A 23758-nucleotide genomic window follows, 5' to 3' on the forward strand; every position below is an offset into this window, starting at 1 on the left:
GTGACATCGGAAAGGAGCGGACAATGCTCACATTGCTTGCGCGCATCCATGACGGTGTCACCCGCCTGGCCTTCTGGGTCGCCATGGCCTCGGTGTTCTACCTCACCGCCGTGACGGCCTTTGAAGTGGTCTCGCGCTATTTCTTTCGTGCGCCGACCGACTGGGCGCCGGACACAAGCGCTGTCGCCTTCGCCTTCATCGCCTTTCTCGCCGCGCCCGAATTGTCCCGCAGTTCCGGCCATGCGGCCATGACATTCGTGGTGGAAACTTCCCGTCCCGCAATATCGGTCTGGATGCAGCGTTTCTCGCTGCTGCTGGCCGTTATGGTCTGCGCCATGCTGGTGTGGTTTGGCGGCATCGAAACCAGCCGTCAGATTGCCAACGATATTTCCATGATCGCGGCGACCCGCATCCCCAAATGGATCGTGACCGGCGTCATCGTCTACGGCATTGCAAGCTCCGGCCTCTATTTCCTGCGGCACCTGCTGGCGACCTTTCTCACCTCCCACAAGGACGACCCTAAATGGAGTGGTACATATTCCTGAGCGGGGCGTTCTTCCTGCTCCTGGCCCTCTTTGCGGTTGGCCTTCCCGTCTTTATCGCCTTTCTCGCCCTCAATCTTGCCGGTCTCTTCCTGATCTCGGGCAATTTCAACGGCGTGACTTTGATCATCAACTCGATGTTTTCGACCAGCACGTCGCTGTCGCTGGCGGCCATTCCGCTGTTCGTGCTCTTGGGCGAGCTACTCTTCCGTTCGGGCTCGGTGAGAATTCTGTTCGACGCAGTTGATGGGGTGGTGGGCAACATTCGCGCCCGTCTTTATGTAGTTTCCATCCTGCTCTCGACTCTGTTCGGCGCGCTGTCGGGTTCGGCCATGGCCGTCGCAGCGATGATGGGCTCGTCGCTCTGGCCCGAAATGAAGGCCCGGAACTACGATCTAAAGCTCTCAATGGGAACAATGCTGGCCGGGTCCAGCCTGGCCCCGATCATTCCACCCAGCGTCATGGCCATCGTCCTGGGCATGTTGGCCAATGTATCGATTTCGGCCCTCCTGATTGCCGGCATCGTGCCGGGCCTCATCCTGTCAATCCTGTTTCTCGGCTATGTCGTGATCCGTACCCGCATCAATCCCAGCCTGGCCCCGATCAGCGATGACACCAGCTTGCCGCTCAAACAGCGCCTAATGCTGGTGGTCAAAGCGCTGCCCTTCCTGCTGATCATCGGCGTGATCCTGGGCTTCATCCTCGCGGGCATCGCGACACCAACGGAATCGGCCGCCGTGGGTTGTGTCGCGGCAGTCGTCGTGTGTGCGATGTTTGGCAATCTCAACTGGCCCACCATCCGTGATTCCCTGCGCTCGACCGCGTCGATCTCGGGCATGATCATGATCATCATGGCCTGTTCGGTCTCGTTCAGTCAGGTGCTCAACATGAGCGGGGCGACCTCGCAGCTGGTGCAGACCGTCACTGAATTGGCGCTGCCGCTGGTCCTGATGTTCATTCTCCTGCAGTTCGTGCCGTTCGTCCTGTGCATGTTCATCGATCAGATCGCGTTGATGATCATGCTTGTACCGCTCTACACGCCCATCATCAGTGCGATCGGCTTTGATCCCCTCTGGTTCTGGATGATTTTCCTGATCAACATGTCCATCGGTGGGATTACTCCACCCTTCGGTTACACGCTGTTTGCGCTCAAGGGCGTCATTCCGGAAGCGTCAATCCAGAGCGTTTATCGCGCGGCCCTGCCATTCATTGGCATCTGCATGCTGGCGATTGCTCTGTTCGCGACCTTCCCCGACATCATCCTCGCTGTTCCCGCGCTGCTCTAGGAGATTATCACACCATGGATTTGGGACTTTCCGGGCGTCGGGCCCTCGTTCTGGGCGGCAGTCAGGGCCTTGGACATGCTTGTGCAAAGGCACTGGCCGAAGAAGGCGCACGGGTCGTGATCAACGGGCGGGACGCGGAGCGCGCCGCCTCGGCAGCCGCCGTCATTGGCGCACACTGGGTTGCCGGTGATGTGTCGACCGCCGAAGCGCGGGGCGATATCCTCGCTGCTGCGCATGAAGAGCTCGGTGGTATAGATATTCTTGTCACCAATGCCGGTGGTCCCCCGCCGGGCCCCTTCGGTAATCATGAGCACGACATCTGGCTTAAAGCGATTGAGACCAACATGCTCTCGGCGATCGATTTTACCCGGGCCGTGCTGCCCGGCATGATCGCCAACGGCTTTGGACGTGTGGTCAATATCACCTCGTTCACGGTTCGCGAGCCTTACCCTAATATGGGTCTTGCGACCGGTGTGCGGGCGGGCCTTACCGGAGCCATGGCGTCATTGGCGCGTGAGGTTGCCGACAAGGGTGTAACCGTCAACAACCTGCTTCCCGGGCTGATGGACACCGGCGCGCTGCACCGCGTTTACGCTGCACAGGCCAAGGCGCAGGACGTCAGCGAAGACGAAGCCAAGACCAACATGGCCAAGTCGATCCCTATGCAGCGCCTCGGTCTGGCTGAAGATTTCGGCCCTACCTGCGCGTTCTTGTGCTCGCGCCATGCCAACTACATTACCGGCCAGAACCTGACCATCGATGGTGGGCTGGTTCGTGCGCTGATCTAGGAGACTATCGTGACCGATTTGACCCACAACGACCTTGTGATCGGCATCGTCGGTGCCGGCGCTATGGGCTCCGGGATCGCGCAGGTGGCCGCAGCTTCAGGCCGCACCGTTCTGATTTTTGACCAGCGCCACGGCGCAGCCTCGACTGCCAGGGCTGGCATCATCACGCGCATGGAAAAGCGCGTCGCGGAGGGCAAGGCCAGCCAGGATGTGGTCGATATGCTTGTTGCCAAACTTCAGGTGGTCGAGAGCCTGTCGGCCCTTGCCGGTTGCGGGCTCATCGTTGAAGCGATCATTGAAGACCTTGATGCAAAGAGGGCTTTGTTCGCCGAGCTTGCGGCCATGGTCGCGAAAGATACCGTCCTCGCGTCGAACACCTCGTCGATCCCCATTGGCGCCATCGCCTCGGGCCTGCCCAATCCAAGCCGGATCTCAGGGCTCCATTTCTTCAATCCAGTCCCGGTGATGAAGCTCGTCGAGGTCATCCGCACTCCCGACACTGCCGACGAGGTCGTTGACGGACTGATGCACCTGTCGCGCGAGATGGGTCGGGTTCCTGTCGAAGTACGTGATACGCCGGGCTTTCTGGTCAATTTCGGTGGACGCGCCTATACGACGGAGGGCCTCGCCATCGTCCACGAGAATGTCGCGACACCCGCTCAGGTCGATGCGGTCATGCGCGATTGTTGTGGTTTCCGCATGGGGCCTTTCGAGCTGATGGATCTGACGGGCATGGACATCAACTACCCGGTGACCGCCCTTGTCCATCAAAGCCACTTCTCGGACCCACGCCTGCGCTCAACGCCGCTCCATCGCTATCTCTTCGATGTAGGCCAGTTGGGTCGCAAGACCGGCCGGGGCTTCTTCGACTATCGCGATGGGGCGGCTCGACCGAGCGCCGACGCCACATCTTCGGCACCGCCCGCGCACACTGTGTCGCTGCTCGAAGCCAACGAGGCGCTGGTCGCTCTCGCCCGCGAACTTGATCTCTCGGTGCTGCCCGCTGATGACGGGGTTTGTCCAATCCTTTGCGCCCCGATTGGGGAAGATTGCGCCGCACTGAGCGAGCGCACGGGCGCCGATCACAGGCGCCTTGTGGCCCTCGATCTGGCCGTCGACACCACCAGGCGCATCACCGTCATGACTGCGCCAGACGCCGACCCTGCGGCGCGAGACAGCGTCGTGGCGCTGCTTTTGCAGAGTCGCGCTGTGACGGCGATTGCGGATTCACCAGGATTCATCGCACAGCGCATCTGCGCAATGATTGCCAACCTTGGTTGCGAAATGGCCCAGACCGGCCTTGCAAAGCCCAACGACATCGACACAGCAATGCGGCTGGGGCTCAATTACCCCAGTGGGCCGCTGGAGATGACCGACGCCATGGGTGCCGATCAGCTCTACACGATCATGACCCAGATCCAGCGCCTGACGGGCGATGACCGCTACCGCCCCAGTCAGTGGTTGCGCCGCCGTGCCCAGCTCGGGCTTTCGGCGATGGCGAGCTGAACTAGTACGCGCCGCGCCCCAGGCTCTGCGCCACCTCGCGCAGCGCATCGGCAAGGGGCCCCCGCATGGTGTGCTCGGAGACGCTGCCGGTTGCGACCGGGATGGTGAGCGCTGTCACATCGTTGTCCGCCTGCACGGCGACCGAAACCCCACCGATTCCGGGACGCCAGGCGTCCCGGATGATGGCTATACCCTCCTCCCTCGCCTGGGCGAGGCAGAGGTTGAATGTATCGAGGTCGCCTTCACGCTTGCCGATGTAGCTGCGTACGCGGCTTGCGATAGTGCGGCTCTCGCGTTCGGGCATCGCCGCGACCAGGGCGATGCCGGCCGCCGAAACCGCAATTGGCAAGCGCCCACCCATGGCCAACCGCACCGCAACCATATTGGAACCGGGCACGACCTCGACGAAAGTGATGTGGAGGCCGTCACGCACGGCAAGCGCTGCGGTTTCGCCGGTAAGGTCAGATATGTGTTTGAGATGGGGACGCGCGCGCTCGATCAGCGACATGCTGGCAAGGATTGGATAGCCCAAGGTCAGGTTCTTGGGGGTCAGTTCATAAGCCCGGCCTCCGGGCGTCAGCCGCGTATAGCCCAGCGCCGTCAGCGTATGGGTCAGCCTGGAAACGGTGGACGGCGCCAGTTGGGTGGCGCGCGCGATGTCGCCATTGTTCAAGGGTCGCTGCGCACGTGACAACGACTCCAGAATGGCCAACCCCCTTGCCAGAGCATCTACAAATTGCCGATCGTCGCTGGCCATGGCTCCCCCAACCTTAAAGTATTCCGCACAGCGGAATGCTATTTCGCAATTCTGTGTTGCGATTATCACGGCCATCCCCGAAAGTCGAGCCGACAAAGCCGCTGCGCCGAGCCGGAACGATGGCGCGTTCACCCCCAAAGACGGCGACTTACCCCGCCCCGACCCAAGGACACCAAAGCCCGATGTTGACCGGTGACATGCTTCGGCGCTCAGCTGAGCGCTTCCCCAACAAGCCGGCCGTGCTCTGGCAGGATGCCAGCCTGAGCTACACCGATCTCAACCGACGCGCCAATCAGTTGGCCAATGCCCTGATCGATCTGGGCGTTGCCAAAGGCACTAAAGTTGGCATTGTCAGCCGCAATCGGCCCGAATATGCCACTGCCTTTTTTGGCGTGGCCAGGTCCGGGGCAGTCTTGGTCAATGTGTCGGTGCTGTACGCATCCGAAGAGCTACAGTTCGTGCTCAGCAAGGCCGATGTCGAGGTGCTCCTGATTGAAGACATCTTCCTCGACAAGGTCGCTGCCGTCCGCAGCCAACTGCCCAAGCTCAAGTCGGTCATCGTCATCGGTCAGGGCGCTGATTTCCAGACCTTCGAAGGTTTGCTTGCCCAGGGCTCAGCAGACTATCCGGATGTGCACATAGGCGAAGACGATCCGTTTTCCATGACCTACACTGGTGGCACGACTGGGCGCCCCAAGGGCGTCCTGTGCAGCCACCGCAACCGCATGATCACCGCGCATACCGTGGTCGTCGAGGAATCGATCGATGAGCGCGACGTGGTTGGCATCGTCACCCCGATGTTCCATGTGGCGGCGCTGAACATCATGTTTCAGCCTGCCATGCTGGTGGGTGCAACGGTGACCCTGCTTTCGAAATGGAACGTCGCCGATTTCGCTGCCATGGCGCGGCGGACCAAGATGACGGCCGCATTTATGGTTCCCACACAGGCCTCGATGATGGTTTCCGATCCCGATTTCGATGCGGCCAATTTCGCAGGTTTCGAGAAGCTCTCCTTTGCTGGTGCGCCCATGCCGGACTGGGTGCAGCGTGCGCTGCTCGAGAAGCTGCCGAAGCTCAAACTCACGCAGATCTATGGCCAGTCTGAAGTCGGCGTCCTCACTGCCCTGCGCCACTGGTACCTGCCCGAGAAGCTCTCCTCGATCGGACGACAGGCCTATAATGTCGATGTTGCCGTGGTCGATCCCGAAGGCAAGCCGGTCAAGCCCGGCGAGATTGGCGAGATCGTTTCGCGCGGCGAGAATGTCATGCTCGAGTACTACAACGAGCCCGAACAGACCAAGGCGTTCTTCCGCCACGGCTGGGGCTGGACGGGCGATGTGGGGACCATCGATGAGGCGGGCTTCATCACTCTGGTCGATCGCTCCAAGGACATGATTATTTCCGGTGGTGAAAACGTCTACCCCAAGGAAATCGAAAACGTCATCTACGAGCTGCCTGCCGTCGCCGAATGCGCCGTGTTTGGCATACCGGACGATAAATGGGGCGAAGTCCCCGCGGCCTATGTGCTTCTGAAATCTGGCCAAGCACTCGGCGAGGAGGTGTTGGTCGAGCATTGCGCCAAGCATCTGGCCCGCTTCAAACGCCCGCGCCTGGTCAAGTTTGTCACCGAATTCCCCAAAACCCCGATCGGCAAGATACAGAAGAATGTCCTGCGCGAACCTTACTGGAAGGACAGGGAGAAGAAGATATGAGCGATCGTTACGCAGACTATAAACGGCTCAAATTCGACTGGCCCGAAGAGCGCATTCTGCGCATCACCATGGACAATCCTGGTCGCCTCAATTCCGCTGACGCTGTGATGCATGGCGAACTGGTCCGCGTCTGGCGCGATATCGATGCCGATCCGCAGGTCAATGCGGTGATTATCCGTGGGGCAGGTGAAGCGTTTTCGTCCGGGGGCGACCTCGATCTGGTCAAGGAGATGACCGAAGACTTCGGCACATTGACGCGTGTTTGGAAGGAGGCTCGCGACCTCGTCTACAACATCATCAATTGCTCCAAGCCGCTGGTCTCGGCCATGCAGGGTCCTGCAGTGGGCGCCGGCCTTGTCGCGGGGCTTCTGGCCGATATCTCAATTGCTAGCAGGACAGCGCGCATCATCGACGGACATACCCGCCTCGGCGTTGCCGCAGGCGATCACGCCGCCATCGTCTGGCCGCTGCTGTGCGGCATGGCCAAGGCCAAGTATTACCTTATGCTGTGTGAAGCGGTGAGTGGCGAGGAAGCGGAGCGTATCGGACTCGTTTCGCTGTGCGTTGAAGAGGCCGACCTGCAGGAAAAGGCCCTAGAAGTCGCCCGCAAGCTCGCCAAGGGCTCGCCCTCGGCACTGCGTTGGACCAAATACGCGCTCAACAACTGGTTCCGCATGGCGGGCCCCACCTTCGACACGTCGCTGGCGCTCGAATTCATGGGTTTCACCGGTCCCGATGCGCGCGAAGGGCTGGCTTCGCTCAAGGAAAAGCGCCGTCCCAATTTCGATCCCAACTCGGCTGTTTAGATCATGGCACATGCATATATCTGCGCGGGGGTCCGTACGCCCATTGGCCGGTACGGCGGGGCGCTGGCCGGTTTCCGACCCGACGATCTGGCAGCTCATGTCATCAAGGCGCTCATCGCCGATCACCCGGCGCTTGCCACCGCCCGGATCGACGATATCTACCTCGGTTGCGCCAATCAGGCGGGCGAAGACAATCGCAATGTCGCGCGCATGGCCGGTCTTCTGGCCGGCCTGCCCGTCGAGGTGCCTGGCGTCACGCTCAACCGGCTGTGCGGGTCTGGTTTGGATGCCGTCGGTCAGGCTGCCCGCGCGATCAAGGCCGGCGAGGCCGATCTGATCATTGCCGGTGGCGTCGAATCCATGAGCCGCGCGCCGTTCGTCCTGCCCAAGGCGGAAACCGCCTTCGCCCGGCAGGCGGACATCTTCGACACCACCATTGGCTGGCGCTTCGTCAATCCTTCGATGGCATCCCAATTTGGCATCGATTCCATGCCCGAGACGGCCGAAAACGTCGCCGAGGATTTCTCGGTGTCGCGCGAGGACCAGGACAAGTTCGCCCTGCGCTCACAGCAAAGGGCCGCCGCAGCGCAGAAGAGTGGACGGCTGGCCCGTGAGATCGTCGCGCTGGAAAAGCCCCAGCGCAAGGGCGACCCCATTGTCATCGATACGGACGAACACCCGCGCGAAACGACACTCGAGGCGCTATCCGAGCTGCGCGCGCCCTTCCGGGACGGGGGCAGTGTCACCGCCGGCAATGCCTCGGGGGTCAATGACGGCGCCGCCGCGCTCATTGTGGCGTCCGAAGCCGCCATCGCCAGATATGGGCTGACACCCTTGGCCCGTGTCACCGGCCTCGCCACCGCGGGCGTTCCCCCGCGCATCATGGGTATCGGGCCGGCGCCGGCCACCCGCAATCTTACCGAGCGGCTCGGCATTTCCGTTTCGAGCATCGACATCATCGAACTCAACGAGGCCTTTGCCGCACAGGGGCTCGCCGTCCTGCGCGAGCTAGGCCTGCCAGACGAAGCTGAACACATCAATCCCAATGGTGGCGCCATCGCGCTTGGTCATCCGCTCGGGATGAGCGGAGCGCGCCTTGCGCTCACGGCGGCCATCGAGATGCAGGATCGTGATGCCAGGCGTGCGCTCTGCACCATGTGCATTGGTGTTGGTCAGGGTATCGCACTCATGTTGGAGGCCGCGTAAATGGCACAGGTTCTGATAGAACGCCCGTCGGACGCCATTGCCCTCGTCAGGCTTAACCGTCCAGAGGTGCGCAATGCGCTCAACCTCACCATTCGCCAGGAAATGGCCGCGATTTTCCGAGATCTCGCCGACGATACATCGCTCCGCTGCGTGGTGCTCACCGGCAACGAACAAGCCTTTGCCGCTGGGGCTGACATCGCGGACATGTCGCGGATTGATGCCATCGAGATGTATCATCGCCACACCGAACGCCTTTGGGCGGCGGTTGGGGAATGCCCGGTGCCGGTGATTGCAGCCGTCAACGGATTTGCACTCGGCGGCGGCCTAGAACTCGCGATGCATGCCGATATTATTCTTGCCGGAAAGAGTGCGCAACTTGGACAACCCGAAGTAAAGGTAGGGATCATGCCAGGCGCCGGCGGCACGCAAAGACTTACCCGCGCAGTGGGCAAGTTCCGGGCGATGCTCATGTGCCTGACCGGTGAAATCATCTCGGCCCAGGAGGCATTCGAGATGGGACTGGTTAGCCGCATTGTCGAAGATGACGCGGTTCTCGATACCGCGCTCAAGTTGGCCGAAAAAATCGCCGCATTGCCGCCCATTGCGGTTGCCCAGATCAAAGAAGTGATCCTTGCCGGTGCCGACGCGCCGCTCTTGACCGCCCTCGCGCTCGAGAGGAAGGCGGTGCAGATTTTGTTCGCCAGCAGAGACAAGGCAGAGGGGATGAATGCGTTTCTCGAAAAACGCAAACCGACCTATACGGGCGAATAGCGTGAGTAGTCTCGTTACGCTTGAGACGGCCAAGGGTGTGGCCTATGTAACCCTCAACCGCCCCGACAAGCTTAATGCGATCACCATTGCGTTGCGCGACGAACTGCTAGACGTACTGGGCCGTGTCGGCGCAGACGCCGATATTGGCTGTGTGGTCTTGCGCGGCGCGGGGAGGGCTTTCTGCACGGGCCAGGACCTTGCGGAGCGCGCGCCGATCCTTGCCGGCACGGCCATCGACCTTGGGGTCGCGCTTGAAGAGGGCATCAACCGCATCATTCTCGAACTCGCCACGCTTCCACAACCTACCATCGCGTGCGTCCAGGGCCTTGCCGTCGGCGCGGGGGCCAGCCTGGCGGTTGCGTGCGACATCGTTCTGGCGAGTCATGATGCCAGTTTCCATTTCAGCTTTTCGCGGCTAGGGCTGGTTCCGGATAGTGGTGCCAGTTGGCTGCTTCCCCGCAAGATCGGTCTGGCCCGCGCTACCTCAACATTTCTCGAAGCAGTACCCATCAACGCCCTGCAGGCGCTCGATTGGGGACTGGTTCATCAAACTGCCCAACAGACAGAAGATCTGAACGTCATTGCCTGCGAAACGGCACAAAAACTGGCCGGACGGTCGCGGGATGTGATGGCAGCGACGAAGTCGCTGCTTTCGGCGAGCTTGGACAGCGATCTGGAGACCCAACTCAAGCGAGAGGCCGCTGCCCAGACACGCGCCGGTCAAGGCGCTGCTTACCGCGCGGCACTGCGTTCCTTTATCGACCGCAGCTCTTAAGGAGGAGGCTGACGGATGCGTGCGCAAATCGGCGCAATTGGGCGCTGGCCCCGCATCCGCCTGCGACGTTGGCGAGTAGGGTGTGGTATTTTAGCCGCCGGGCAGGTGCGCGCCCATTCCTGCCGTTCAGACTGCAACCACGACTTCCCGAGAGCCGCCGGTCTGCTTACCCAACCTAGGTGGCGGCAAAGGGGTAGAGAGGGGACGTCACCTAAACGGCTATAATCTCAGGGCGTGCAATGGGAGCTCTGCGTCACTACAGATGGCTGCGCAAACGCGGGCGTGGCCCGGGAGCAAGACGGTCCCCAGTCGCTTGCGTGCCAGTGAGAGCCAGTTTGATCGCAACGTTTCAGAGCGTCCAAGACATCCCAGAAGTCGCGCCATCCCGCAGCCTTTCCATTTCGCCCATGCCTCAAGGGCGGTCCAGGCCTCAAGCGTAGTGACCCCACGCACTTCTGCCGTCCAAGTTACGACTGGCTCGGTCAATACGACTGGTCTAATGGCTTCTATGTCTACGCCCACTGGCTTGTCTCCGACAGCAACGATGGCAACTCCGCGTGTGCGCGATAGACTGAATTCGGGCGCGCCGACCAGATACGGCTTGCCGCACTCGTCGCGAAACAGTTCCCCCCTCGGCGCGCCATACTTTTCCAAGATAATACGGAGCCCAGCGTGACTGGCGAGATACGCGACCCGGTCCGCCCGCCTTAACAGGGCCTCACTGCGCCTCAGCTCCATCGCTCCAATAAGGTCCGTTCGAGCCGAAAGGCGCTCGGCGTCGCCTTCAAGGTCGATCAGCCAAATATCCAGGAATCCAGTCACTCTGGTGTCAATTCGTCAAGGAGCATGCGCACAGGGGAAAGGAGGGATCCTTCATCTGGTCCTTGAGCAAGATCGAGCAGTTGGCTGACAAGACCCTCAGCAATGGCCTCGACATCCTGTGGTGTGAACACATCACGGTCGAAATAGAAATTGAGATCAATGCCGTCAATACGCGACAGAGGACGCAGTTGGAGCTGATTTTCCTGCAATCCGAAGAGGTCTAAGTCGAGTGGCTCGATCTCAAGAGAAAAGGCGGAAATGATGGTATCCTGGTGATCAGCCAGCGTTCCCATGAGTGTGTCGTTCAATGTCCGGTCGGCAAGAAGCCGGGCGTATCCGAAGCGGCTTGGAAAGGCCTGTGCGGACAGCCCAACTTCGTCCATGCGGTGCTTATCGGCGTGAATGTCATGAGGCTCGGCCCCGGGCATGGTGAGGAACTGATCGGCGATGGTTCGCGCAGTAACTGCCAGGGGGGTGTGGCGCAGATCACGCGCGGCCAACACCGCGCCTCGTCGCACGAAGCCGACATAGTTCTCGAGCGCCGCCACGGACCGCCCCGGCTGAACCACATGCAATAGCACATCATCGACGCCCCCTGCGGCCGCTATCGCCTTGGTATAGGCTGCTGCAAGAAGCGCGTTTTCCGTGGTGCTAAGGGCGCGCGCCGATTGGCGCAGCGACCGGGCCTGGGCAGGGGCCAATCGAACGGTAAGCCTTTCGCTGTTTGCAAGCGTCCAGGGCCCTGCGGGCCGACTCGGGTCCGGGGGACGCCCAACATTGACCCAAGGGAGTGGCGGCAGCGCTTCCATGGCGGCGGTCGCATCGTTGTCGCCTGCCCATTGGGCAAGGAGAGATTTGGCTTCGGCCAGAGAGGCGGGGAGGGGACCCAGATCGAATCCGAGATAGGCCCGGATCAGTTGATCGCAGACAAGCGCTAACGACCAGCCGTCCGCGACGAGCTCGAAGACTTTGACGACCACAACATCGAAACCGTCGAATTGTAGTAGATGCGCCTCGAACAGATGCTCTCCTTCAGGCAGCAACGCTCTGCCGGCCAACACCCGTACGACAGTCATGTAGTCCTCGGGCGGGGTCGGGCGGCAATCATGCGTAGCCACGGCGCAGCCCTCGGGGTCGAGGCGTGGGCGCCGATGTCCCCTCATGCCCTCAAAACGAATCCGGAGATTCTCATGCCGTTCGGTCAGCGTCGAGACCGCCAGTTGTAATCGGACGGGATCCACGCCTGGCGAGATGCGGATCGCCTGGCTCAGTGTCCAGGCTCGCCGAAACTGCCTGCTGGCTTTGTCACTGTCGATCAGGTCAAGCAGCCTCATCGCATCCGGCGTGAGGAGGGCGTCATCCCCATTCGCCACTACCCCCCGATCCATAGCGTTCATGGGCCTGATTGGCTCGCCCTCGTCCAAGCAGACCCACTGCACCTGCCCGTCCCACCGGATGGCCAAGCATGCCAAGGTGCTTTGGAAAAGCGCACGAATGAAGTCGGTGTCGAGCGCCGTGCTGTCGAAAGCAAAGGTGAGATGGGCGATACCGTCCGCCGACCGTGAGACTGCGGCCGCAAGGTCGTGCCTCGGCATTTGCAGCGGGACGTCCGACCCATAGAACGCGAATTGTGTCGGCCATGCTCTGCTTTGTCCTGAACTGGTCTCACGCGGAAGCGAACTGATCGGGAAGTTGGCGTGCGGACGGCCCGTCTCGAGCTGACGACGCACGCTGTCGGTGCTGTCCCGGGCATTGACCACAACGGGGACGACGCCATCTGCAACAATCGCAGCAACCAGAACATTTTCTTGGTCGATTTGAATCGCCAGAGCCCGGCCGAAGGCCTCAAGCCACTGCGTGTCGGTTGGTTGGTTCGCACCACTCTCTGTTACGTCGAGGTCTATGCGCAAGGCCTCGGTCGGCCCGAAGCGGATTGGTGGACCAGATGGCAGTCTGGGGTGCTGGCGATTGGCGAATGGTGTCGCGCAGGGCCAGCGGGCAGCATGCGCCGACCAGTAAGCCCGGTGTCTGCGGACGTCCGCATCATCGCTCTCCCCGGGACCCTCGGCCTCATTCTCTCCGCCGGCTTGCGCCGGTCCTTGGGCCAAGCGTTCCTCGGCAAGGGCAGTAATTTGTGCCGTCAGGGACTGGATGCTTGGCGTACCGAAAAATGCTCCCACTGGAATAGCACTACCGAGCTGAGCCTCGATGCGGTTCTTCAACTCAATCGACGATAGGGAATCAAACCCAAGATCGACCAGAGGGCGGGCCGCATCGATCTCGCTCCCGTCAAGCTTGAGGGCAAGGCTGATTTCCCTGGCCAGCATTCGACTTACAAGGGGTGCCCAGCCGCCTTTCGGTGTCTGCGACAGTTCGCTCAACAGCGGTTGTCCGCCAGTCATTTCTGACCGGGTCAGGGCTTGCACGCGCGGAGGCCCTTTCTCTCCTGCGGCGCGCGCCACCGCGTTCCAATCGGCGTCCACATAGTCCAGATTGCTGACGTTCCGCGCCAGGACAAGGTCCAGGGCCGCCAGGGCGTCCGCGTTGGAAATGGGTTTGAAGCCGACACTCTCGAGGTAGGAAAGCATGGCCTTGTTGCGGGCCACCATGCCGACGTCCTGCAGGGGGCCCCAGCCAATCGTTTGGGCGCGCAGTCCAAGCGTGCGCCGGTGGCGGGCCAGTCCTTCAAGAAAGGCGTTTGCCGCCACATAGTTTGCCTGTCCGACAGATCCCACCGTCTGGGCGATGGACGAAAAACAGCAGAAGATGTCGGGATCGAAGCCGTAATTTCGCGTTGCCGCGTGCAGGTTCCATGCCCCAAAGATTTTGGGCGCGAGCACGGCTTCAACGCTGTCCTTGGTCAATTGGCCGAGCATCGCGTCGCCGAGAACGGCAGCCGCATGGATCACGCCCCCCAGTGCCGCCCCTTCGGCATGCAGCGCGGCAAACAAGGCGTCGACTGCCACAGAGTCGGTCACATCGAGATCCATGGTCTCGATCTGTCTGCCACGGGCAACAAGGCTGTCGATTACAGGGCGCGCCTCTTCACTCAGGCGCCCGCTCCGGGACGCGAGTATGATCCGGCCTGCGCCCTTCTCTGCGAGCCACTGAGCGACCGATGCGCCGAAGCCACCGGTCCCGCCGGTCACGAGATAGACCGCATCTGGACGCACATCGACCTGGTCCAGCCTCTGCCGAACCGGCACCGGTCCCTGCTGATAGTCTAACACGATCTTGCCGATATGCCTCGCCTGGGCCATCAGCCGAAAGGCCTCTTCAGCCCTCGCCGCTGGGTAGCTGGTGATGGGGAGCGGATTTAGCCTACCGGATTTGAAACCCTCCATGACCTCTGAAAATACCTGGGGCAGGAGCTCGGGCCGCTGCTCGTTCATTGCGGCCAGATCGATGACGTGAAGGGAAATATTCCGCGCCAACGCCTCGAGCCCAATCTGCCGGTTGTCGTAGACGTCGCGTTTGCCGATTTCCAGGAACCGGCCGAAGGGACGAAGCAGCGACAGGCTCTTTGCCTGTGCATGTCCTGAAAGCGCGTTGAGGACGATGTCCACACCCTCGCCGCCGGTCAGGGCCATGATTTCGTCGGCAAAGGCGAGGCTGCGCGAATGCAATACATGGTCGACGCCCATGTCGCGCAGGAACTGGCGCTTGGTCGCGCTTCCGGCCGTTGCAAAGATTTCCGCGCCCCGAGCGCGGGCGATCTGGATGGCCGCGAGCCCCACCCCGCCTGTACCGAGGTGGATGAGAACCCGGTCTCCGCGGCGAATGCGCGCGACGTGCTCCAATCCGTAATGGGCGGTGGCGAAAGCCGAGCCGATGCTGGCCGCCTGTTCGAAGCTCATCTCATCGGGGATCAGCACAACCTCGGCTGCCGGCCGTACGCTCCAAGCCTGCATGGCCAATTTGCCCATGCAGAGCACACGGTCGCCCGGCTGCACGGCTACGACACCCGGTGCGATCTGCCGCACGGTGCCGCTGAATTCAAGACCCAAGGTCTGCCACGCCGGCCGCGCCTCGGCCTTTTGCGGCAGAAGCCCCGTGGCGGCCATGACATCCCGAAAGTTGAGACCGACCGCGGCCGTCTCGATCAGCACTTCACCGCGACCGGGGCAGGGCATGTCGCGACTGTCGTGGTATAGCCCACTCAGCGAGCCCGGCGCGGTCATGGTCAATGCGAAATTGTCCGTCGCAGGCGTCGCCAAAGTCGTCTGCACTGGCAGGTCCTGGCCTTCAATCCGATTCAGCCTGGGCACCCAGCGACGGTCGCCCCGCAGCGCCCATTCGGTTTCCTGGCTTTCGGCCGCGACCGTCTCGAACAGCTCCAGCGGGTCCTCGGGCCCCAGATCAATCTGTCGTACGCGTACATTGTTCAGTTCGCTGGCCAGGGTGCGGGCCAAGCCGACGAGCGGGCTCGCAGCCAGTCCTGCCTCGTCGATCCCGCGCCCATCTGGAGATCTGGCCCCCCTCGTCACGATGGTAAGACGTGCCGAGCGGGCCGAGTAGCGAAGGACCTTGCCCAGATTGATCAGCGCCAGGATATTTTCATATGCGGATGCGACGGCGTCGCATTCCGGTCCGGACGGAGCAGCGACGAACACAATGTGTGGTTCGGCGATGCGCGGCGACTGGCTCAGCCGATCCTCGATCTGCACCAGGTCCAGCGCTGCATGTTGGGAATGGTCTGCCAGTCCCGGTCCGGTCAGCAGCCAAAATTCCGGCTGTGCCGGTTGTGCGGCTCCGTCGCTTTGTTCGATCCAGTTCTCGACTACGAAATGCGGACCAGAAGTGGATTGATCATGCGCGAGCTGTGGCACTTCGCGCATGCCCAGGCCCGATATCGAAAGAAGTGGATTGCCATCCTCGTCCGTCACCGAGAAATCAGCGCCGAGATCATCGGTCGCACGAGATTTCGCGGTTACGATAAGCTGCGGAGGCAAGGCCGCATGGCAGATTACGCGTGCAATTGTCGTGGGCAGCAGGAGCCGCCTCGGCTCGACGGGGTCATCCGCAAAGGCGAAGGCCAGACCCGTTTGGAGAACCCCGTCGAGGAGTGCCGGGTGCGCAAGATAGCCCTGCATCGGGCTGGCGCCATTCGGCGGGAGCACGAGTCGTGCTCGGACCTCGCTTTCGAAGATCTCGAGCTCAGAGATAGTCCGGAAGGCGGCACCATAGGCGAAACCCAAGCGACCGGCCTCGGCGTAGAATTCCTCTGCCGAAAGGAGGGTGCCGCGCTCCCACGATGCGGGGACGGGTCTTGGGTTAATGTCGGTCAGCCTCAAATGGCCCGTGGCCCGCAGCGTCCACGTCTCGCTGCTCTGCCGCAGGCGCGTGTGAACGGCAATCTGCCCGGTCGACGGATCGAAGCGCGTCGAGATCAGCACCTCGTCCTGAGGACCCATGAAGAGGGCTGAGACAATGGCGAATTTTTCGAGTTCCAGCGTACCCTCGCCCAAGGCCTCCCTGCCGGCAGCCAACATGAGTTCAAGGTAGCCTGCGGCCGGAAAGACGACACTGCTACCCAGGGCATGATCGGCCAGCATGGCATTGCCGGCCAGGCTGATCTCGTTCGACCAGGAGTACCCCGGGCTGCGCTCGCGCCGGCCGAGTAGTGTGTGGCTCGGCGCGGTCAGCAGCAACGCCTTGGCCTCTTCCGAGATGCGCCAGTGGCGGGTCAGGTCCCAGCTGTAGTTGGGCAGTCGAACCTCATTTGCAGAGATAGGCCCCGGCCGTGCTCCGGGCAGATCCAGGCCGGCTTCCCAGATGCCACCCGCTGCCCTTGCGAGGCATTCGAAATCATCCTTTTCCCGCTGGAGCGATGCAATCGCACGGATCGGCTTTCCTACTTCGGCAGCGATGGTCGCGTTGCTGCCGGTGAGGACCCTATGCGGCGATATTTCAAGCAGCACATTGGTGCCGAGCTCAAGCGCCTGATGCACGCCGGCGGCATACCGCACCGGCTCACGGAGGTTTCGCCACCAATAGTCGGCATCCAGGCGGCTCTCTGGTTCCCCGGTCACCGTGGAGATGAACAACAAGTCGGGTGGTCGACAAGCAATGTCGCCCAGTGCCGCGCGGAACCAGTCCTCCAGCGGGTCCAACAACCGCGAGTGCCACGCAGTATCGCTTTGGACCCGCCGCACGAAACAATCCGGTCGTGTCTGCCTCAGATGCCGCTCCAGGGTGACGATATCCTCCTGTTCTCCGCTGAGCGTCACTACGCCGGCAGAGTTTATCGCGGCCAGGTCTATGTTCAGCGCTTCTGGGATAAGGTCTTCAACAGTGCGGGGCGGCGCGCCCACTACCAACATCGCGCTATCGCGCCCAATGCGATCCCGTACTTGGCTTCGCACATGGATCAGCTTGGTCGCATCATCGAGCGTCAGGCCCCCGGCGGCCACCGCTGCAGCCACCTCGCCAAAGCTGTGTCCCATGACGAACTCCGGACGGACGCCTTGCGCAGTCCAATATGCTGAGAGCCCCAGCTGAAGCCCGAACAGCGCAGGCATAGCGTATTGCGAACGGTGAAGTTGAGAAGCTTGCTCAGTCGCCAGCAGCGTCTCGCGTACCGACCAACCTGCCAGCGCTTGAAACCTCTGCTCGAACGCATGGAACGCGTCGCCGAATGCGGCGTCTTCGAGCAGCAGACGGCGGCCCATGGCCCACCATTGTCCGCCTTGCCCGCCATAGGTGAATGCCAGCCGAGGTTCGGCAAGGCTCCTAGTCGGCTCAGTTGTCCCAGTAGCTAGCTCGCGGAGGCGTGGGCCCAGCTCGTTTTCTGAATGGAGGACCAAGGTGCGCCGCCAAGGCTTGGGATCCCGGCTTCTGAGCGCGGCGACTTTGTCCTCGAACCCTGCCGCGCTGGCATCGAGCGCTTGCGCGGTCCTTTCCGCAAGCCTGCTGAGCGCTGCCGGGGAACCGGCGGACAGTGGCACGGCCGTCGGAAGCCTAAGCTCCGGCGGGGCTGCTGCCCCGGCCTGTTGCAGTTCAACAGACTCGACCAGCACGCTGGCATTGGTCCCCCCAAATCCGAAGGAGTTGACCGCCACTAGAACCGGCTGTCCGCTCCGGCCAATCGGTACGACTTCGTTCGGAACCACCAGGTTGTGAGCGTCAAAGGCGATGTCGGGGTTGGGGTCCCGGAATCCGTGATTGGGTGGCACCTGGCGCCTTCTGGCCACGAGCATGGCTTTGATCAGCCCGGCGATGCCGGCGGCCGGCTCCAGATGGCCAATATTGGGCTTGACCGAGCCTACCGGCAACGAGGCCGTGCGACGCTCGCCCCCGAAAACCACACCGATTGCGCTGGCCTCGATTGGATCGCCGACCGGTGTGCCGGTGCCGTGCGCTTCTACATAGTCGACCGCTATCGGGTCGACTTCTGCGCGCCGGCAGAGAGTTTCCAGCATGGCGCGTTGTGCTGCCGGGTTTGGGGCGGTGAGGGTCGGCGTTCGCCCATCCTGATTGACCGCCGTGGCGCGAATGCGGGCGAGGATGCGATTCCCATCCGCCAGCGCGTCGGGCTCCCGCTTGAGAATGACCACGCCCAGGCCTTCGCCGCGGACATAACCGTTGGCGCGGGCATCGAAGGTGGCAATCTCGCCGGTCGGCGAGAGCATGCCTGCCTTTGAAAAGGCAACAAAACCACCGAAATCGGCCAGCACATGCACGCCCGCTACAATGGCAATGTCGCAATTCCCTCGCTCAAGGTTGAGGACTGCCTGGTCGAGGGCTACGAGCGAAGACGAACAAGCAGTGTCGATGGAATAGCTAGGCCCGCTCAGGTTGAAGCGGTGCGATAATCTGTTGGCCACGATGCTCAGGGCTGCGCCGGTGCCGGTGAATGCATCGCCCTGGGTCCGACGATAGCGTTGCAGATTGGCGTATTCGGCGGCCGACACGCCGACGAAAACGCCCGTGCGAGCCAGTTGCAGGTCGGCGCGCGTGAGGGCGGCGTCCTCCATGGCTTCATAGGCGGCCATCAGCAGCAGGCGCTGCTGCGGGTCCATAGCCTCGGCCTCGCGCGGTGAAATCCCGAAGAATCCGTGATCGAAGCCGGCAATGTCGCGGAGAAAGCCGCCCCACTTGCTGTAGGACAGTCCAGTGGCGGCCCTGTCCGGATCGAAAACCGCATTGGTCAGAAACCGGTCGGGCGGCAATTCAGTGATCGCCGAGCGCCCAGCGTGCAGCAACTCCCAGAAGGTCTCGGCATCGTCAATGCCACCAGGAAGTCGACAAGCCATTCCCAGAATGGCGATGCCCGGTGGGGGTGAAGCGCGTTCACTCATGCGGTCAAGGTCTTTCGGGCCGGTCGGGAGCCGGCCTAGGAACGGAAAGATGGGCCCGTCACGCGGTCGAGGGCCGGCGACGGGCTCGGTGCAGAGCGGCGGGCAGTGGCGCCCCTCTGCTTCAATCAGAAGCGGGCCTTGAGGCCGACCGCGAGGACATGGCCCAGTACGCTGGCATTGACATTGCGGTTCCCCACGCCACCAGCCCCGGTGAACGTCAGGTTGGCGCGCGAACCGACCAGTAGCGTGTAGTCTGCCGTGAGTTCTACGTTGTCCGACAAGGCATACTGGAAGCCGGCGCCGACGCGCCCGGCGAAAACAGTGCTGCTACCGGTGATCGTACCGTTGATGGCAAAGCCGAGCGCGCCCGGGTCGTTGTAAGTGAGGTTGGAATTGATGTTGGCGGCGCCGAGGCCGGCGCTCAGATAAGGCACGAAGTCCCCGAACTGGGAGAATTCATAATAGCCCATTGCCATCACGGAGACGGTGGTCACGCTGCCTGTCAGGGTCCCCGTAGTCTGGCCGGCGACGCCAGCAAATGCACCGGTGAACGAATCGCCGGCATTGTTGGCCACGGCGAGTTCGGCCTCGGCGCGGAAGTTCGGCGAAAGATACTTGCCGACGGCTACAGCCCCCGCGATGCCGGCCTTGAAGCGGGCGTCGCCGTTCAGGTCCGGGAGGCCGCCAGCGGTGGCTGTCATGTTGATCGTGCCCGGCAGTGCCACACCGATCTTGGCAGATGCGTACCAGTTCAGCGTGGCAGCATCGTCGGCCATGTAGATGGCATCGACCTGGGGCAGCGCCTGATCGGCTGCACAAGCCGCGCTAACCACCAATAGGGAAACCGCCAAAGCGGCAGCCATTCCTTTGAAATGCATAATAGTATCTCCAGCACGCAGTGCCCTCGGACCCGCGCTTTGTGTTGCCCTCCCCGCTGGTCCGGAAATCGGTCGCGGGCTGTCTTTTTGCCGGCGCCAGATTCCGCATGCGCGCCGGATTGCCTCCCATCGAAGTCGGCGTCGGCGCAATTGGCGTGATGCATCGATTGGACGACCCTGAACTCCTTCGGGTGAGCGGGAATTCAGCACCTTTATCTCAAAGACACAATTAAAAAGATCACTGAGCTTTTAAAAGGTCGGCGATTGTGACCAGATTGCAGCGGTGCAAGGCCACAAACCGTTTGGCGCTCTGCCAAGGCATAGGGTACTGCCGTACTTCGCAGCGAGGAGGGCGCCGCGTTCATGGCCGACAGATTTTACTGGATTCACGAATCGCAGCGGCTCAGCAAAGGGGGCCTGCGGCTGATCTGGCTGATGCTGATGGCCTGCCTTGCCATCATCTTCATCTTGGCGGTTCGCGACGATATCGTATCGCTATCTGGCAGGCCCGCCGCAGAACGGGACGAAATCGCGCTGGCGGGACGCATCATGTCGGCGGTGGATCCGGACGGTTCGCTCAGGCTCCAGGACATACTGGAACAGGGCGACAGCTTCTTCGGTGACATTGCCAACCGCGGCGTGTCTCCAGCGCCGACGGCTGCATTCTGGCTCCGCATCGAAGTGCCCCGACTCGACCCGGGCGAGTACGGGATTTCCCTGGAGCTGACGCGGGCGCGGGACACCGATCTTTTCATACCTCGGGACGACGGCCACCGGCAGATGCAATGGCGGCGCGGTGATTGGTCTAGCCTCACGCGCTATCCGATCTTTGCCCTTGAGGGTGAAGATATCGCCGGCAAGACACTCTACTTGCGCACCGTCACCGGCTCCTCGATGCGTGCAATGCTGCACCTGCGCCCCCTCCAGGTGCTGATAGGCGACTACAGCTTGGAATCAGTCACGCTGGGCATCCTTTCCGGCGTATTGCTGGGTCTGGCCGTCTATATCGGGGTCATGGCCGTGACTTTGCGGGACCGTTTGTTCGGATCGCTGGTTGGTGTCATCGTCGCTTTCACCTGCTACATGCTCGCCGACAGGGGCATCCTCGATACGCACATCTTGCCGGGCGCAGAGACAGTTGCCCGTCTTGTCTCCCTCAGTGCAACCATCCTCATCTATGCAGCGCTTCTGACGTTTACCCGCTACTGGCTCGACGTCCGGTCCTGGTCCAAGGGGCTAGATCGCGCTCTCAACATTGCTGCCATTGCCTTCGGGCTGCTAGCCGCCGAGACAGCCCGCGAAACACTGGTAGGTGAGCAATTCGTGCGCCTATTCTCGGCTTTCGCAGGGATGCTGGCGCTAGTGATATGCTTGGCGGTCGCAGTGGTTGCACTCTGGCGAACGCGCACCCGGGCGATTCTATTCCTGCTGGGCTGGTCACCGGCCATAGCCACGGCGTTCCTGCGGCTGGCGCTGGACCTGTTCCCCGGCATTGGTGCCTCGGTACTGTTCGCCAACGCACTCTATGTCGGCGCCACCGCTTCGCTGCTCTGTTATGGCGTGCTGGTCTCAGACAGCCTGCAGCATCGCGAGCGCCGCCTGCGCCAGCGAGCCGAGCTCATGGAGACGCGCTTCCGCAACTTTGCCGACAGCGCCGCAGATAGCTTTTGGGAAACTACGGCCCAGGGAGACATCACCTACCTCGAAGGTCCACAATTTGCCGACCTGTCCCTCGAGGTTGGACAGCCTCTCGTGCCGTCACTGGCCGCGGTCGCGCGCCACAGTGACTCGGCGTTGGCCCACATTCGACGCTGCCTCGAAGAGGGGGAACCCTTCCGGGATGTTGCACTCGCCGTGCTTGACCATGACGGCAAGAGCCGGGAGGTTCTGATCAGCGGCACTTTTGCACGCGACTCGCGCGGGCGGGTATCGGGCTTTGCCGGTACTCTGGTTGACGCGACTGAGCGGGATGCGCATCTGCAACAGTCGACACGTCGCGAGAAAATGGCCGCCCTCGGACAGCTAGCAGCCTATGTCGCCCACGAGATCAATAACCTCCTGCACCCCATCATGAGTTTCTCGCGACAGGCCAGGCGCCGCGCCCAGGACGACCATGAGACCGTACGGCTCATGGACACGGTCATCGAACTGTCCCAAGACATGCGCGACATTGTGGCATCCCTGCGCTCTACAACGGCGGTCGAACATCAGGACACCACCCGCCTGCCGATCAGCACCGCCTTGCGCCGGAGCCTTGACACCGTGCGGCCGATCCTGCCGCCGCGCATTGCGCTCAAAGCAGATATTGCTGAGCTGGAATGCCCAGAAATTCATGCGGGAGAGATGCTGCAGGTCATGACCAACCTGGTGGCCAATGCCATGCGCGCCATAGACAATGAGGGTGTCATCGAGGTCATCCTGGAGGGAGGGGCGACCCCCCGTTTGGTTGTGCGCGACAACGGTTCAGGCATGTCCGACGATGTCGCGTCGCGCGCCTTTGAGCCGTTCTTCACCACGCGCCCGCAGAGCGGCGGCACGGGGCTGGGCCTTTCCGTCGTGGCCGGGCTGCTGAAAAGTTGGGGCGCGACGGCCCGCATTGAATCCGTGTCCGGCCAGGGCACGTCCGTGGTCATCGCGTTCGCCCAAGGAGGCGCCGGCTCATGAAACATTCGCCCCGGGTCCTCGTGTGCGACGATTTTGCACCCCTGCTGGAATCTGTTGCCGGCAGCCTTCGGCAGGCCGGTTTCGAAGTCGACACTACAGCAACCGGAATTGACTCCCTCGCTCGGCTCCGGAGCGCGCCATACGACGTGCTGGTAACTGACATCTGGATGCCCGGCATGGACGGGCTCTCGCTCATGAAGCTGCTGACAACCGAGTTTCCCCACTTGCGAGTGTTCGCGATGACGGGCGGTGGGCCGGACTTCACGGTCGAGACTGCCGTTTCACTAGCCGAGGTCTGGGGTGCTGAGCGCGTCTTCGTCAAGCCTTTCGACGAGGAGCAATTGGTTCAGGCTATTCTGAATCGCTAACTGCGCCGCCCGGGCCGCCATCTTCAGGCTGTCGCTTCTGCGATTGCAAGCGGACCAGCATGCGTTCAAGCGCCTCTGCAAGTGCGCGTTTTTGGACTCCCTCAAGGCTTGCTAGTGCCTCAACCACGATGTTCAGGGGATCGGACAGCAGCAGTTCGCGCCCTTTGTCGGTGACATCGACGCGCCGGATACGGCCACGTCCAAGCGATCCTGCGTCCTCGAGCAGTCCCTTGGTTATCAGCGTTCGCACCGTCCGGGTAGTCGGGCCGGGCTCGATCCCTTGATAACGCGCCAGGGATATGGCGCTACGGTGCGGGGGGTCCGCCTTGGCAAAATAGCGCAAGGCGCTCCATTGCGCCGGATAGAGGTCAGCGGCGTGGTTGCTGGAGTGGATGTGCCGTGTCACCTGATCGAGCAGACCGGCCAGGGCTGCGTCGGCTTTCGATGGATGGGAAGTGCCAGACGTCAAATGGACCCTCCCAGGGTGATACGACGCCACCCGGCGCAGCGCCAGATATGGCATACGGGCCGGCGAAAGCAAGTCGGCGATCTGGTTCTGCTGGCAGTCGAGCTCTGG

The 23758-nt window shown here is 62.1% G+C and carries 15 protein-coding genes; 11 read left to right on the plus strand and 4 right to left on the minus strand.

From position 1 onward, the window contains the following. Positions 1 to 23: 23 nt before the first annotated feature. Genes GGR20_RS15780 through GGR20_RS15795 form a run of 4 tightly spaced genes read left to right on the plus strand, consistent with a single transcriptional unit; the run spans position 24 to position 4122 of the window. Positions 24 to 545 carry a TRAP transporter small permease gene (locus tag GGR20_RS15780; RefSeq protein ID WP_183312339.1) on the plus strand — a complete coding sequence of 174 codons (522 nt, stop codon included), beginning with the start codon at positions 24 to 26 and terminating at the stop codon, positions 543 to 545. Beyond that, positions 524 to 1828 carry a TRAP transporter large permease gene (locus tag GGR20_RS15785; RefSeq protein WP_183312340.1) on the plus strand — a complete coding sequence of 435 codons (1305 nt, stop codon included), beginning with the start codon at positions 524 to 526 and terminating at the stop codon, positions 1826 to 1828. Before GGR20_RS15780 ends, GGR20_RS15785 begins: the two co-directional genes overlap by 22 nt. Positions 1829 to 1842: 14 nt before the next feature. Further along, a complete protein-coding gene (locus GGR20_RS15790; protein WP_183312341.1) occupies positions 1843 to 2616 on the plus strand; it encodes an SDR family oxidoreductase in 774 nt (257 codons plus the stop codon). Positions 2617 to 2625: 9 nt separating this feature from the next. Continuing rightward, entirely contained in the window at positions 2626 to 4122 is a 1497-nt protein-coding gene (locus GGR20_RS15795) for a 3-hydroxyacyl-CoA dehydrogenase (RefSeq protein WP_183312342.1), read from the plus strand. A gap of 1 nt (position 4123) precedes the next feature. On the opposite strand, the gene GGR20_RS15800 is transcribed toward GGR20_RS15795, so the two are convergent. Further along, the gene (locus tag GGR20_RS15800) at positions 4124 to 4879 is read right to left on the minus strand and encodes an IclR family transcriptional regulator (RefSeq protein WP_183312343.1); all 756 of its coding nucleotides are present in this window, start codon (positions 4877 to 4879) and stop codon (positions 4124 to 4126) included. A 182-nt stretch (positions 4880 to 5061) separates the two neighbouring features. Here GGR20_RS15800 and GGR20_RS15805 point away from each other — a divergent pair, with 182 nt between their 5' ends. From GGR20_RS15805 to GGR20_RS15825, 5 genes are read left to right on the plus strand one after another with little or no spacing between them, the layout of a single operon-like run. Then, the gene (locus GGR20_RS15805) at positions 5062 to 6591 is read left to right on the plus strand and encodes a long-chain-fatty-acid--CoA ligase (protein ID WP_183312344.1); all 1530 of its coding nucleotides are present in this window, start codon (positions 5062 to 5064) and stop codon (positions 6589 to 6591) included. Then, entirely contained in the window at positions 6588 to 7397 is an 810-nt protein-coding gene (locus GGR20_RS15810; protein ID WP_183312345.1) for an enoyl-CoA hydratase/isomerase family protein, read from the plus strand. Before GGR20_RS15805 ends, GGR20_RS15810 begins: the two co-directional genes overlap by 4 nt. 3 nt (positions 7398 to 7400) lie before the next feature. Continuing rightward, positions 7401 to 8603: a 3-oxoadipyl-CoA thiolase gene (gene pcaF / locus GGR20_RS15815; protein ID WP_183312346.1), complete on the plus strand. Its 1203-nt coding sequence runs from the start codon at positions 7401 to 7403 to the stop codon at positions 8601 to 8603. Further along, positions 8604 to 9374: an enoyl-CoA hydratase-related protein gene (locus GGR20_RS15820; RefSeq protein ID WP_183312347.1), complete on the plus strand. Its 771-nt coding sequence runs from the start codon at positions 8604 to 8606 to the stop codon at positions 9372 to 9374. A gap of 1 nt (position 9375) precedes the next feature. Next, the gene (locus GGR20_RS15825; protein WP_183312348.1) at positions 9376 to 10149 is read left to right on the plus strand and encodes an enoyl-CoA hydratase-related protein; all 774 of its coding nucleotides are present in this window, start codon (positions 9376 to 9378) and stop codon (positions 10147 to 10149) included. Between the two features lie 818 nt (positions 10150 to 10967). On the opposite strand, the gene GGR20_RS15830 is transcribed toward GGR20_RS15825, so the two are convergent. Both GGR20_RS15830 and GGR20_RS15835 read right to left on the minus strand, forming a co-directional pair. Continuing rightward, positions 10968 to 19271, minus strand: coding sequence for a type I polyketide synthase (locus tag GGR20_RS15830; RefSeq protein WP_183312349.1), 8304 nt, complete (start codon positions 19269 to 19271; stop codon positions 10968 to 10970). Between the two features lie 125 nt (positions 19272 to 19396). After that, positions 19397 to 20149: an outer membrane protein gene (locus GGR20_RS15835; RefSeq protein ID WP_183312350.1), complete on the minus strand. Its 753-nt coding sequence runs from the start codon at positions 20147 to 20149 to the stop codon at positions 19397 to 19399. A 363-nt stretch (positions 20150 to 20512) separates the two neighbouring features. Between GGR20_RS15835 and GGR20_RS15840 the strand changes: the two genes are divergently transcribed. Together GGR20_RS15840 and GGR20_RS15845 are read left to right on the plus strand one after the other, a co-directional pair. Beyond that, positions 20513 to 22813: an ATP-binding protein gene (locus GGR20_RS15840; RefSeq protein ID WP_183312351.1), complete on the plus strand. Its 2301-nt coding sequence runs from the start codon at positions 20513 to 20515 to the stop codon at positions 22811 to 22813. After that, the gene (locus GGR20_RS15845) at positions 22810 to 23181 is read left to right on the plus strand and encodes a response regulator (RefSeq protein WP_183312352.1); all 372 of its coding nucleotides are present in this window, start codon (positions 22810 to 22812) and stop codon (positions 23179 to 23181) included. The genes GGR20_RS15840 and GGR20_RS15845 overlap by 4 nt, the downstream gene beginning before the upstream one ends. Here GGR20_RS15845 and GGR20_RS15850 read toward each other — a convergent pair. Continuing rightward, positions 23165 to 23650 carry a MarR family winged helix-turn-helix transcriptional regulator gene (locus GGR20_RS15850; RefSeq protein WP_183312353.1) on the minus strand — a complete coding sequence of 162 codons (486 nt, stop codon included), beginning with the start codon at positions 23648 to 23650 and terminating at the stop codon, positions 23165 to 23167. The genes GGR20_RS15845 and GGR20_RS15850 overlap by 17 nt on opposite strands. Between the last annotated feature and the right edge of the window lie 108 nt (positions 23651 to 23758).

This window comes from Devosia subaequoris (genome assembly GCF_014197055.1).
GTDB classification, from domain to species: Bacteria; Pseudomonadota; Alphaproteobacteria; order Rhizobiales; family Devosiaceae; genus Devosia; species Devosia subaequoris.